The 12505-nt window shown below is 65.7% G+C and carries 9 protein-coding genes and 2 pseudogenes; 6 read left to right on the plus strand and 5 right to left on the minus strand.

The annotated features are described in order from the left end of the window. Positions 1-38: 38 nt before the first annotated feature. The 3 genes and pseudogenes from ACYVGE_RS11995 to glyQ form a co-directional block, all read right to left on the minus strand. Positions 39-371 (minus strand): annotated as a pseudogene (locus tag ACYVGE_RS11995) (POTRA domain-containing protein); the annotation flags it as partial. Positions 372-442: 71 nt separating this feature from the next. Continuing rightward, a complete protein-coding gene (gene glyS / locus ACYVGE_RS12000) occupies positions 443-2533 on the minus strand; it encodes a glycine--tRNA ligase subunit beta (protein WP_460730167.1) in 2091 nt (696 codons plus the stop codon). Continuing rightward, entirely contained in the window at positions 2533-3471 is a 939-nt protein-coding gene (gene glyQ / locus ACYVGE_RS12005) for a glycine--tRNA ligase subunit alpha (RefSeq protein ID WP_460730169.1), read from the minus strand. Before glyQ ends, glyS begins: the two co-directional genes overlap by 1 nt. Before the next feature lie 221 nt (positions 3472-3692). Between glyQ and ACYVGE_RS12010 the strand changes: the two genes are divergently transcribed. The 5 genes from ACYVGE_RS12010 (at position 3693) to zapE (ending at position 7965) form a co-directional block, all read left to right on the plus strand. Further along, positions 3693-4424 carry a glutamine amidotransferase gene (locus ACYVGE_RS12010; RefSeq protein WP_460730171.1) on the plus strand — a complete coding sequence of 244 codons (732 nt, stop codon included), beginning with the start codon at positions 3693-3695 and terminating at the stop codon, positions 4422-4424. Positions 4425-4491: 67 nt separating this feature from the next. Then, complete coding sequence (locus ACYVGE_RS12015) at positions 4492-5388, plus strand: hypothetical protein (protein WP_460730173.1); 897 nt, start codon at positions 4492-4494, stop codon at positions 5386-5388. A 133-nt stretch (positions 5389-5521) separates the two neighbouring features. Then, positions 5522-6037 (plus strand): c-type cytochrome, encoded by a 516-nt coding sequence (locus ACYVGE_RS12020; RefSeq protein WP_460730175.1) that lies wholly within the window; start codon positions 5522-5524, stop codon positions 6035-6037. A 98-nt stretch (positions 6038-6135) separates the two neighbouring features. Beyond that, entirely contained in the window at positions 6136-6816 is a 681-nt protein-coding gene (locus ACYVGE_RS12025; RefSeq protein ID WP_460730177.1) for an alpha/beta hydrolase, read from the plus strand. Positions 6817-6870: 54 nt separating this feature from the next. Then, on the plus strand, positions 6871-7965 hold the full coding sequence (zapE, locus tag ACYVGE_RS12030; protein WP_460730575.1) for a cell division protein ZapE: 1095 nt from the start codon (positions 6871-6873) through the stop codon (positions 7963-7965). 132 nt (positions 7966-8097) lie between these two features. Here the strand turns inward: zapE and ACYVGE_RS12035 are convergent. Then, positions 8098-10903, minus strand: a pseudogene (locus tag ACYVGE_RS12035) (TonB-dependent receptor). An 80-nt stretch (positions 10904-10983) separates the two neighbouring features. Further along, on the minus strand, positions 10984-11844 hold the full coding sequence (locus ACYVGE_RS12040; protein ID WP_460730179.1) for a helix-turn-helix transcriptional regulator: 861 nt from the start codon (positions 11842-11844) through the stop codon (positions 10984-10986). A gap of 235 nt (positions 11845-12079) precedes the next feature. On the opposite strand from ACYVGE_RS12040, the gene ACYVGE_RS12045 reads away from it, so the two are divergent. Further along, entirely contained in the window at positions 12080-12484 is a 405-nt protein-coding gene (locus tag ACYVGE_RS12045) for a YybH family protein (protein ID WP_460730181.1), read from the plus strand. Positions 12485-12505: the final 21 nt, after the last annotated feature.

Raw genomic sequence — 12505 nt, forward strand, 5'->3', positions numbered from 1 at the left:
CCGGCACCCGGTTCGCCCACTACGGTGGTCACACCATCGCGGGTGCGCTCGACGGTGATGCTCGGCGAGTAGTAGCCGAACGGCTCCAGCGCCTCGCGCGTCTCCTGCTCGGCCTCGCGCAGCAGGTACGCCAGGCGGCGGCCGGACACGTCCTTGCCGATCGCATCGACCAGCGACAACGACACGCGCACGTTGAGCGCCATCGTTTCGTCGAGCCCGCGGATGTCCACGCTGGTAACGGTCGCGGCGTGCGCGCCGCCCGCCGCCAGCAGGCCCAGGGCGAACACGAACCGCGTGCTGAGTCGGGGGAGACAGGGCATCGCGGCAGGATAACCGTGGAGCGTCAAAGCGCGCTTAACGGCGTAGGTCATTCCGTGAACGCCATGCGGAAACAAACCCGGCCCGGCGCCGCCCTTTGCGGCGCCGGTGCCACGCGCGAGCACTAAATCGACAGGTATTCGATCGCTGCCACGCTGCCGAGGCGGTCGCCCAGGCGCTTGAGCAGCGCAAGGCGGTTGTTGCGCACCGCCATGTCGTCGACGTTGACCATCACCTGGTCGAAGAAGGCATCGACCTGCGGGCGCAGGCGGGCCAAGCGGCCGAGCACGGCGACGTAATCGCGCGACTGCAGCAGTGCATCGGTGTCGTTGCAGGCGGCGTCGACGGCGGCGCCGAGTTCGCGTTCGGCCGCTTCGGTGTAACGCGCCGGCTCGATCGCGGTAGGGACGTCACCCTCGACCTTGCGCAGGATGTTGCGGATGCGCTTGTTGGCCGCGGCCAGCGCTTCGGCTTCGGGCAGCTTGGCGAATTCGGCGATGGCCTTGAGGCGGCGATCGAAGTCGAGCAGCGAAGCGGGGCGCAGCGCGGCGACGGCTTCGAACTGCTGCGGCGGCACGCCCTGGTCGGCGTAGTAACCGCGCAGGCGGTCGATGATGAAATCGCGCAGCTCATCGATGTTCGCGGGCGCGGCCGGCGCCTTGTCCAGCGCGATCGCGCCGACGGTGTCGCGCGCCTTGGCCAGCGTCGCGTCGAGGTCGAGGTCGATGCCGCCCTCGATCAGCGTGCGTGCCAGGCCGAGCGCATTGCGGCGCAGGGCAAAGGCGTCCTTGTTGCCGGTCGGCTTGAGACCCGCGGCGAAACCGCCGGTGAGGGTGTCCAGTCGCTCCGCGATCGCCAGCACCTGCCCCAACTTGGATGGTGCGATCGCATCGCCGGCGAAACGCGGCATGTAAGCCTCGTCGATCGCGTTCGCGACTTCGATCGGCTGGCTTTCCACTGCGGCGTAATAGCGGCCGGCGATGCCCTGCAGTTCCGGGAACTCGTTGACGAGGCGCGACTGCAGGTCGGCCTTGGACAGTTCCGCCGCACGCCGCGCGAGCTGCACATCGACGCCGACCTGCTTTGCTACCGCCTCGGCCAGCGCTGCCACGCGTGCGACCTTGTCGGCGACCGTGCCGAGCTTGGCCTGATAGGTGACGGTCTTCAGGCCCTCGGCCATCGAGGCCAGACCCTGCTTCATGTCCTCGGTGAAGAAGAACTGCGCATCGGCGAAGCGCGGGCGGATCACGCGCTCGTAGCCCTTGCGCACTTCGGCTTCGTCCTTGGATTCGATGTTGGCGATGCCGATGAAGCGCTCGCTCAGCTTGCCGTCGCCGTCCAGTACCGGGAAGAATTTCTGGTTGGCTTCCATCGTCGCGATCAGTGCTTCCTGCGGCACGGCGAGGAAGTCGGCTTCGAAGCTGCACGCGATGGCCTTGGGCCATTCGGTGAGGCCATTCACTTCCTCGAGGATGCCCGCATCGATGCGCGCGCTGCCGCCACCGGCCTGGGCCGCGTGTTCGACTTCGTGCACGATGCGCGCGCGGCGTTCGTCCGGATCGACCAGCACCTTGGCGCCGCGCATCGCGTCCACGTACTCGTCGGCGCCGTTGATCCATACCGGCTTGTCGTACATGAAGCGATGGCCACGGCTCATACGGTCGGCGCGGATGCCGAGCACCTCGCCGTCGACGATGTCCTTGCCCAGCAGCAGCACCAGCCAGTGCATGGGGCGGGCGAAGCCGTAGTCATGGTCGCCCCAGCGCATCGGCTTGGGGATCGGCATGGCGGCGAGCGCCTCGTTGATGATCTCCGGCAACAGCGCCGCGGTGCGCGCGCCCGGCTTCACCGAACGGTGGACGAAGCGTTCGCCCTTGTTGTCGCTGGTCTTTTCCAGCGCGGTCCATTCGACGCCGGCCTTGGCGGCGAAGCCCTGCAGGGCCTTGGTCGGTTCGCCGTTGGCGTCGAGCGCGATGTTGAGATACGGGCCGAGCACTTCCGAGGTCTGCTCCGGCTGCTCCGTCGCCACGCCCGGCAGGCGCACCGCGAGGCGGCGCGGCGAGTACAGCGGCTTGGCTTCGCCGCGATCGAAGGCGATGCCGCGCTTGGCGAATCCTTCGAGCACACCGTCGAAGAAGGCCTGCGCCAGTCCGGCCAGCGCCTTGACCGGGAGTTCCTCGGTGCCGAGTTCGATCAACAGGGGCTGCATGCTCATCACGCGGCCTCCTGCGGGTTCCGGGACTTGTTCAATACCGGGAATCCGAGCTTCTCGCGTTGCGCGTAATACGCCTCCGCCACGCCCTGGGCGATCCTGCGCACGCGCAGGATGTAGCGCTGGCGTTCGGTCACCGAGATCGCGCGGCGCGCGTCGAGCAGGTTGAACGCATGGCTGGCCTTGCATACCTGGTCGTAGGCCGGCAGCGGCAGGGCGAGCTCGATCAGCTTCTGTGCCTCCGCCTCGCAGGCATCGAAGCGATGGAACAGTTCCTCAACGTTCGCGTGCTCGAAGTTGTACGTCGACTGCTCGACTTCGTTCTGGTGGTAGACGTCGCCGTAAGTGACCGGCGTGCCATCCGGGCCGTACGTCCAGACCAGGTCGAAGACGTTGTCGACGTTCTGCAGGTACATGCACAGGCGCTCGAGGCCGTAGGTGATCTCGCCGAGCACCGGCCGGCACTCGAGTCCGCCGGCCTGCTGGAAGTAGGTGAACTGGGTGACCTCCATGCCGTTCAACCACACTTCCCAGCCCAGGCCCCAGGCACCGAGCGTCGGCGACTCCCAGTTGTCCTCGACCAGGCGCAGGTCGTGCACCAGCGGATCCACGCCCAGCGCCTTGAGCGAATCGAAGTACAGCTCGACGATGTTGTCGGGGCTGGGCTTCATCACCACCTGGTACTGGTAGTAGCGCTGCAGGCGGTTGGGGTTCTCGCCGTAGCGGCCGTCGGTGGGACGGCGGCAGGGCTGCACGTAGGCGGCGTTCCACGGTTCCGGACCCAGCGCGCGCAGGAAGGTCGCGGGGTGGAAAGTGCCGGCGCCGACCTCCAGGTCCAGCGGCTGGATCAGCACGCAGCCGCGCTCGCCCCAGTAGGCGTTGAGGCGCTGGATGAGCTGCTGGAACGTGATCGGTGACGGCGTCGCGCTGGCTTGTGACATGGTTACGGAAAGGCCGCGGGGCAAAGCGCGGTAGTATAGCTATCGCCCTTGCCGCAGCTGGTTTACGGCGCCGGGCAGTCCGTTTTTTGATTCCCGCCTGACGGTGTTCCAATGACATTGCAGTGCCGTCCATGGCGCAACCGCATCGGCTTCGGATCGTCCGGCCCGGCCATCCATGGCCCGGCGTTCGGATCCGCAGCCGATGCCGACAGGGCATCGGCTTGACGCGGCATCCTCACCCCTTCCTGATCCTCGAGACCGGCCAGCCGGTCGCTTCCATGCGCCGCCATCGCGGCTTCCCGCACTGGATCCGCGTCGCCGCCGGACTCGAGCGCGACGAAGCGGTGGTAGTGAACGTCGAAGCCGGCGAGGCGTTGCCGTCGCGCGAGGGTTTCGCCGGCGCGATCGTGACGGGCTCGGGCGCGATGGTCACCGACCGCGCCGACTGGAGCGAACGCTCCGCGCAGTGGCTGCGCGACGCCGCGCACGACGGCCTGCCGCTGTTCGGCATCTGCTACGGCCACCAGCTGATCGCGCATGCGCTCGGCGGCGAAGTCGACTACCACCCGGCCGGACGCGAGATGGGCACGGTCGCGCTCGAACTGCATCCGCAGGCCGAACACGATCCGCTGTTCGCGGGCCTGCCTGCGCAGTTCCCCGCGCAGGCCACGCATCTGCAGAGCGTGCTGCGCGCGCCGGAGGGCGCGACGGTGCTGGCGAAGTCGGCGCACGACGCCTGCCACGCGTTCCGCTGGGGCGATCGCGCCTGGGGTGTGCAGTTCCACCCCGAGTTTTCCGCCACCCACATGCGCGGCTACGTGCGCGCCCGCGAGGAGGCGCTCGCCCACGAGGGCCGCTGCCACAAGCAGGTGGCGCGTGGCGTCAGCGCGACGCCGCATGCGCGGCTGGTGCTGCGCCGTTTCGTGCGCCACGCGCGCACCCTGCCACGCTGAGCACTGGACTTATCCGCGCGCGGCCCCATCTCGCGGCTGCGCCCTTCCCCCTGGAGATGCATCGGTAATGACTACTCGCGCCAACGGCCCGCTCGCCGGCCTCACCTGGCTCAAACGCGGCCTCAACTCCGGGCGCAACAATCCCCGGGCGATCTTTGGCGGCGCGGCGTTGTTGATGGTGGCGGCGCTGGTGCCGGGCTTCCTGCAGGCGTTCGCCCACCTCGTGCTGCGGCCGGGACCGGGCGGCGCCACGGTAATCGCGGCGCTGACCACCGTGCTCGCGGTGGTCCTGCTGGGGCCGCTGATGGGCGGGTACCTGCGCGTGATCGATGCCAGCGAACGCGGCCAGCCCGCGCACGCCGCCGATGTGCTCGCACCGTTCCGCAACTCGCACGACGCGCAGCGGATGATCGGTTTCAGCTTCGTCATGCTGTTGATCCAGCTGGGCGCGCTGTCGCTGCTGGTCGCGGTGTTCGGGCACGCGATGCAGAACCTGCAGGACTGGTACCTGGGCTTGGCCGAGATCCTCCAGCACGCCACGCCCGGCAAGCCTCCGGAAATGCCACCGCCGCCGGAGGGCCTGGGCGGACTCTTCAGCCTGGCCGGACTGTTCGCGCTGTTCGTGGCGGCCGTGTTCGCGGTCGGCCTGGGCCAGGTCGCGCTGCGCGGCCACGGTATCGGGACCGCGGTAATGGAGGGCCTGGCCGGCGCGGCGCGCAATCTGCTGCCGCTGCTGCTGATGGCGCTGGTGGCACTGGCCCTGCTGATGGCGGCCGGGGTGGTGTTGCTGCTGGTCGCCGGCGTACTCGGCCTGCTCAATCCGCTGCTGGCGCTGGTGGTATTCCTGCCGCTCTACATGCTGTTCGTGCTGGCGCTGTACGTGGTCATGTTCGGGGTCATGTACCACCTGTGGCGCGACGTGGCCGGCGACGCAGCGGTCGCCCCGGGCGGCTTCGAGGCCTGAGCGCGACCCCGTTCCTGCCGCCTCGGCGGCGGAAACTCGCGCCCGCCTCCCGCTTCTGGAATAATTCGCGCTCTTTGACCGGTCGGGCGCAGCCCGCTCCGTGGCCGGGAACAAGCCCCAGGAACAGCCCCTCGTGCGTAATTACGACCTCGAATTCCTCAAGAAATTCTCCATGGTGATCGGCTTCCTGATGCTGGTCACCCTCGGCCTGATCGCGGGCGCCTACTACGTGCACCAGCACCTGCCTGTGGAGGTCAATCCGGTCGCGCTGAAGAAGACCCAGGACCGCATCGCCCCGGCGGGCGCGGTCTATGCCGGCACCACCGGCGCCGCTGCCCAAGCGGCGGCCGTGGCCGCCGCGGCCGCGCAGGCCGCCTCGCAGGTCGCCTACGGCGGCACCACCGACGGCTCGGTGATCTTTGGCCAGCTGTGCACCGGCTGCCACACCTCCGGCGCCGGCGGTGCACCGACCCTCGACCAGGCCCACTGGGGTCCGCGCGTCGCCCAGGGCAAGGACACGCTGTACAAGCACGCCATCGAAGGCTTCACCGGCGGCGCCGGCGTGATGCCCGCCAAGGGCGGCAACCCGTCCCTCACCGACGAGCAGGTCAAGGCCACCGTCGACTGGATGGTTGGCAACCTCAAGTAAGCCGCATCGCGCGCTCGCTTCCGCAACGCCGCCTCCGGGCGGCGTTGTCGTTTCTGCGCGCCAGACCTGTCGATTCAGGCGCGCCGTAGAATGCGCGTATGAGCGCACCCACGTTCCCCGCCGAATCGGCGGCATTGACCCTGCCCGGACCCGTCGGCGACCTCGAGGCCGCCGTCGACCTGCCCGAAGGCCCGGCACAGCCGATCGTCGCCATCGTCTGCCACCCGCTGCCCACCGAGGGCGGGACCATGCACAACAAGGTGGTGACGATGGCCGCGCGGGCGCTGCGCGAGTGCGGCATCGCCACGGTGCGCTTCAACTTCCGCGGCACCGGTGCCTCGCACGGCCACTTCGACCATGGCGAGGGCGAATCCGACGACCTGCGCTTCGTCGCGCGCTGGGTGCGCGAGCGGCGCCCCGACGCGCAGCTGTGGCTGGCCGGTTTCAGCTTTGGCGCCTTCGTCACGATCAGGTGCGCCGCCGAACTGCAGCCGGGCATGCTGGTGTCGATCGCCCCGCCGGCCGCCGGCCGCAGCTGGGACTTCGCCGCGATCACGCCGCCGGATTGTCCGTGGCTGGTGATCCAGGGCGATGCCGACGAAGTCGTCGATCCGCAGGCCGTCTACGACTGGCTGGATTCGCTCAAGGACCTGCCCAACCCGCCGGAACTGGTGCGCATGCCCGACACCAGCCACTTCTTCCACCGCCGCCTGATGGACCTGCGCGGCGCGATCAAGGCGGGTGTGCGGCCGTACCTGCCCAACCCGATCGCGGATTGAACCGATGCCACGGCTTTGTGTCCGGCAGGATCTCCGCCGGTGACTGACTCCGTCCTGTTGCCTTCCCGCCGCTACGCCGAGGGTGTCGCGCGCGGCGCCTGGAGCGACGATCCGGCGCAGTACGCCGCATTGCGCGAACTCGATCGCCTGCATGCCCTGCTCGTGCAGCCGGTGAAGCGCGGGATGCTGGATTCGTTGTTCGGCAAGAAGCCGGAAACGCCGCGCGGCCTGTACCTGTGGGGCGGCGTCGGCCGCGGCAAGACCTTCCTGATCGACCTGTTCTTCGACGGCCTGCCGATCGCCGAGAAGCGCCGCACCCATTTCCATCGCTTCATGCGCGAAGTGCATGCCGCGTTGCGCGAGCATGCCGGCGAAAGCGATCCGCTGGCGAAGATCGCCAGCGAATGGCGGCGCAACCTGCGCGTGCTGGTGCTGGACGAGTTCTTCGTCAACGACATCGGCGACGCGATGCTGCTCGGGCGCCTGCTCGAACGCCTGTTCGCCGAAGGCGTGGCGCTGGTGACCAGTTCGAACACCGCGCCGGCGAACCTGTACGCGCACGGCCTGCAGCGCGAACGCTTCCTGCCAGCGATTGCGCAGTTGCAGGCGCACACGGTCGAACTGCTGCTCGACAGCCCCAACGACTATCGCCTGCGCGCGTTGACGAAGTCGCCGGTGTACCACGCGCCGCTCGATGCACAGTCGGACGCGTGGCTGGCGCTGCGTTGGGGCGAACTCACCGCCGGACTGCCGCAGGATCCGTGCGTCAATTCGGCCGGCATGATGGAGATCGATGGTCGCGAGATCCCCGTCCGTGCCACCTGCGAGGGTCACGCCTGGTTCGACTTCGCCGCGTTGTGCGAAGGCCCGCGTGCGACCAGCGACTACATCGAGATCGCCACCGAGCACCACACCGTGCTGCTCGGCGGCATCCCGCAGTTCGACGACACCCGCAATGATCCGGCGCGCCGCTTCGTCCACCTGATCGACGAGCTGTACGACCGCCACGTCAATTTCGTCTGCACCGCCGCAACGGCACCGGACGAGCTGTACATCGGCAGCAAACTCGCCCATGCCTTCGAACGCACGACCTCGCGCCTGATCGAAATGCAGTCGGCGGAGTACCTGGCGCTGGAGCACCGCGGCTGAAGTTGTCTCGCCTGGAAGAAGTCCGGGACGCCACCGATATAGCGCTGACTGACGAAGAGAGCGCCGGACAATTCGCCCTCCAAACGAATACGGCCCCCGAAGGGGCCGTATTGTCGTGACCATTGAGCCGGGTCAGAACACCTGCTTGTACTGCATGTAGACAAAGCGTCCGGGAATCTCGTACTGCGGATCGAACGAGTTCGCGAACGCATTCACGAAGCTGGGCGGGTCCTGATCCAGGATGTTGTTCACGCCCAGGGTCACCTTGGCGTTCCAAGGGGCATTCCAGTACACGCTGGCATCGTTGTAGACGCGCGCACCAATCTTGTTCTGCGGGCGCGCGCCCGCAGCAGCATTGCAAACCAACGGCTGCTGGACCGCCGGAATGGCCGAGCAATCTTCTTCCTGCCTGGAGTAGTAGCGGGCGTTCCAGGTCGCACCCCAGTCGCCCCGCTCCCATCGCGTGGCCAGGTTCGAACGGATGCGCCAGTTGTTGCTGCTCTGGGAGTACTCGCCTGCCTGATTACCACCTTCGTCGTCGGTGACCACGCCGTCGCCGTCCAGGTCCTGGGTAAATTTTGACAGGTAGCTCGTGTCCCAAGTGAAGGAGAACTTGCCCCACGCGGTCTCGGGCAATCTGTAGCCGACCGTGATGTCGTAGCCTTCGGACACGAACTTGCCGATGTTCAGCGGCCCAGCCAGCAAGTCGCTGATTTCCCCTGACGAGGTTCGGCTGATCAAGGCGCACGAGGCGGCATCTCCCGCGCGATAGCAATGGTCCAGCACGGTCTGGCCGGTAACGGTGAGAATGGCGTCGTCCAGATTGATCTTCCACCAATCCAGGGAGATATCGAGTCCCTGTGCCCAACTCGGGCTGTAGACGAAGCCAAAGGTGGTGGAGGTCGACGTCTCGGGCTGCAAATTCGGATTGCCGCCCGTCGATATCCGGACTTGCGCGTTGGGTTGATCGTAAGCGGGGATTCCGGCGCACGAGGCAGGGCGGCTCGGATTGGGGGCGCCCTGGAAAAAGCCAGCGCACGGATCGGCGATCGTCGGGAACGAATCGGCAATGCCGGAGAACATTTCGGCGACAGAAGGCGCGCGGAATCCCTGGGACCAGTTGCCACGGATCATCAGGTCATCGAACGGCTTCCAGCGAAAACCGAACTTGCTGTTCAACGTGTCGCCAAAGTTGCTGTAATCGGAATACCGGGTAGCGACCGAGAAGTCGAGGAGCTTCGCACCCGGCACATCCGCCAGAACCGGGATGGCCAGCTCGAGATAGGCCTCATCGAGGGAGTAACCGCCGCGCGTGGCGGTACGCGCATTGCCGGTGGTGTCGCCGCTGTTGATCAGCGCGTCCGGGGAGTCGTAGCCCGACTCCGTGCGATGCTCGAGTCCGAACGAGAAGGCGAACGCTCCGGCATTGCCGATGTCAAAAAGCTCGCCACTGATATCGGCGTAGTAGGTCTTCAGCTTGTACTGGAACTCGTCGTGCGCCGTGAAAGTCGCGTAGTCCAGCATTTCGCGGCTAATAGTGCCTTCGCCGCCGAGGAAGTTCATCGGCACGCAGCCGTCAATGGGCGCGGCTACAGTGCCGCAGTGGGCGTTGCCAGCCGCATCGCGATACGACGGCCCCAAGGCATTGCGCAGCGCCGGCACCGAGAACAGGCCATAAGTGGTGTTGTTGGCTGTGTTGACGCCGTACAGATAGCCGGCTTCCCAGTCGAAGGGCTTGTCGGCGAAGGTCAGGGTGCCTTCAAAAGAAGGATTGAAGACCGACGTCGTCACGTTCTGGTTGAACGAGCGGCCACCTGTCTCGGTTACGCGCCGCGCGCCGTAGTCGACATCCTTGCCCGTCGGGTTATAGATGCTGTTCTTGCTGATGAGGATATTGGCCGCATTGGTGCCCGGCGCCGCCCTGCCGAAGGTCACGGGCATTGCGGCGAGCAACTGTTCCGACTTGCGGTTGTTGTACTGCGTGGTGATCTTGAAGCGCAGGTCGTCGGCGATATTCAAGCCACCGCTTGCGAAGATCGATGCGCGTTCCTGCGGGGTCACGAGGTAGTTGTCAGGAGCGAAGTTGTAGCTGTCGTTCGCGCCGACGTAAGGGCGGAAGCCGCCTTTGCCATCTGCGGTGAAATCGGTCCCGGCGCCCTTTCCGGCGAAACGGAAGCGGCCATCCGGGGTCGTCGAGCTGTAACGGAAACGGTTGATCGCGCCGAATAGCGGCACTGCGGAAATCTCGCGGTCGCCTGCCTTGACGGGATCTTCCTTGACGTACGCGACGCCAAGCATGGCATTCCAACGATCGGAGCTCGATCCGATGGTTACGTCGTAGGATTGGCGGGAGCCATCGCCCTTGGTGTACGAGCCGATATAGGCATTCGCTTCCGCGCCGTCGAAATCCTGGCGCAGAATCACGTTGACGACGCCGGCGATCGCATCAGAGCCATAGATGGTCGACGCGCCATCCTTGAGCACTTCGATGCGCTCGACGGCCGCCGTAGGGATCGTGTTGAGGTCAACCGCGCCGCCGAGTCCCGTGCCGCCGACCCAACGCCTGCCATTTGACCAGAACCAGGGTGCGGTTGGAACCAAGATTGCGCAGACTGACGCGCGTTTCACCATTGCCACCATTGTTGAAGGTGGAATTGAGCGTCGATCCGTTTGCGGTGAGGTTCTGGATCACATCACCGACGGAAGTCAGGCCCTGGGCTTCGATATCGCTTCGACTCAGCTGGAAGACAGGCTGTGATGTCTCTATGTCCGCTCGCTTGATTCGCGATCCGGTCACTTCTATGCGTTCGAGCGAAGTAACCTTGCTCGGGTCCTGAGCACTCGGGTCTTGCGCGCTGGCAATGGCCGGTATCAGCGCCAAGCCGACACAAGCAGACAAGGTATTCCGACGACGCGTTCCGGCATGGCGACTGGACATTGCAGATGCACTCCCAAAGTTATTTCGGTGTTAAGGCACTGAAAACTTACCCGGGGAGCACACCTTCTACGTTGGCTTTTTCAAGGAGTCTTCTTTACTAAATTTGGCAAAGCTCCTGTCTTTCGGCATTGCGTCGCAGAGACTCCATAGTGGGAACGAAAGGCCCGCGCGAAGCTGCACGGACTATCGAATCCGCAGCCAGCAGAGATTTCACTTACGGTTTCGGACGTTGATATCAGTCGAATGGCGGCGCTCTGGATGCGAATTCGCGCGCCTACGGACTGTGGACTCTCGCCATAGATCTGCTGGAACACTTTCGAGAAATGCCAGGCGGAGATATTCGCCAGCCCGGCGAGCTCTCCCATCCGCACGATTCTTTCGGCATTCCCCTCGAGATAGAGGCGCGCGCGCTGAAAACGATTGAATACCCTGCGCCTGTGAGTCAACGAGTAGCCGGGGCATCTGCAGAGGCTCTGCTTCAATTCCCGCTGTACCTCGGCCATATGCAGCTGGATTTGATGCGTTTCACTGACTTCGGAAGCCAGCCTGTCATCACGAATGCATCGCCAGAGCCGTAGCGTCCTGAGCTGCTCGCGGCGCGTCATGCTTCCACGACCCGCACAAATGATGCAGCCTGTGGATCGCGTCAAACTGGACATGACGTTTTCACTCAACACCAGGCCCAGGCATATTCCGTCATGGCTGCTCTGCACCGACGGCCTGGAGTCCTTTTCAAAAGCGATCCACTCGCCGCGGCTCAGCTTCAGCCGCCCTTCCAGGGTCGTTATCCACGAAACGCCGCGGAGCTGAACCCATATGGAGAAGCCCGTCTCCCCGAGTCGCACCAGTCCGAGCCGTGACACGCACACGCGGGCGGCCAGATTGGCCTCACCCATCTGTTGATTGAGGCTGAGGGTGGCGCCCTGAATAGTGATGTGCATGGACATCGATCCGCGGCGGTAGCCAGAAATGTTGGCAACCGATGTAACAACATGTTTTCGTCCTAGCTAGACGCACTTTGCGAACATCGTGTTCGCGTGTGGGCAACGCAGTGCTAAAAGCACGAGATCGCCGTGGAATCAGCGGTCAATCTGTTTCGGGATGACTCGTCTAACCCACTGGTCGCGGCGCCTGGCAGGCGCCACAATGTTCGCGTCGCCCACCGGAGCCACCCGCATGCGCAGCGATGAAGATGCGATTCGCCAACTGGTCACTGCATGGATGGCGGCGACGAAGGCCGGCGACACCCGGGCCGTGCTCGAACTGATGACCGACGACGCGGTGTTCCTGGTGCCGGGCCGCCCGCCGTTCGGCAAGGCGGACTTCGCGCAGGCCGCGCAGACTCAATCCGCAGCGAGCCTGCAGTTCGACGGGCGCAGCGAGATCGAGGAGATCCAGGTGCACGGTGACTGGGCCTTCATGCGCTCGCACCTGACCGTGATCGCGACGCCACGCGAAGGCGACACGGTAACGCGCGCCGGGCACACGCTGACGATCCTGCGCAGGGAGGACGGGCGCTGGAAACTGGCGCGCGACGCGAACCTGCTGGTGCCGGTGGCAAAGCCGGCCGACGAAGCCTGACGGCGTCCTGATCCGACGCGC

Source organism: Lysobacter rhizosphaerae (assembly GCF_054779795.1).

Coding starts and splice junctions, on each gene's coding strand:
- glyS (WP_460730167.1), bottom strand. CDS start 2,533: ATGAGCATGCAGCCCCTGTTGATCGAACTCGGCACCGAGGAACTCCCG.
- glyQ (WP_460730169.1), bottom strand. CDS start 3,471: ATGTCACAAGCCAGCGCGACGCCGTCACCGATCACGTTCCAGCAGCTC.
- ACYVGE_RS12015 (WP_460730173.1), top strand. CDS start 4,492: ATGACTACTCGCGCCAACGGCCCGCTCGCCGGCCTCACCTGGCTCAAA.
- ACYVGE_RS12025 (WP_460730177.1), top strand. CDS start 6,136: ATGAGCGCACCCACGTTCCCCGCCGAATCGGCGGCATTGACCCTGCCC.
- ACYVGE_RS12040 (WP_460730179.1), bottom strand. CDS start 11,844: ATGCACATCACTATTCAGGGCGCCACCCTCAGCCTCAATCAACAGATG.
- ACYVGE_RS12045 (WP_460730181.1), top strand. CDS start 12,080: ATGCGCAGCGATGAAGATGCGATTCGCCAACTGGTCACTGCATGGATG.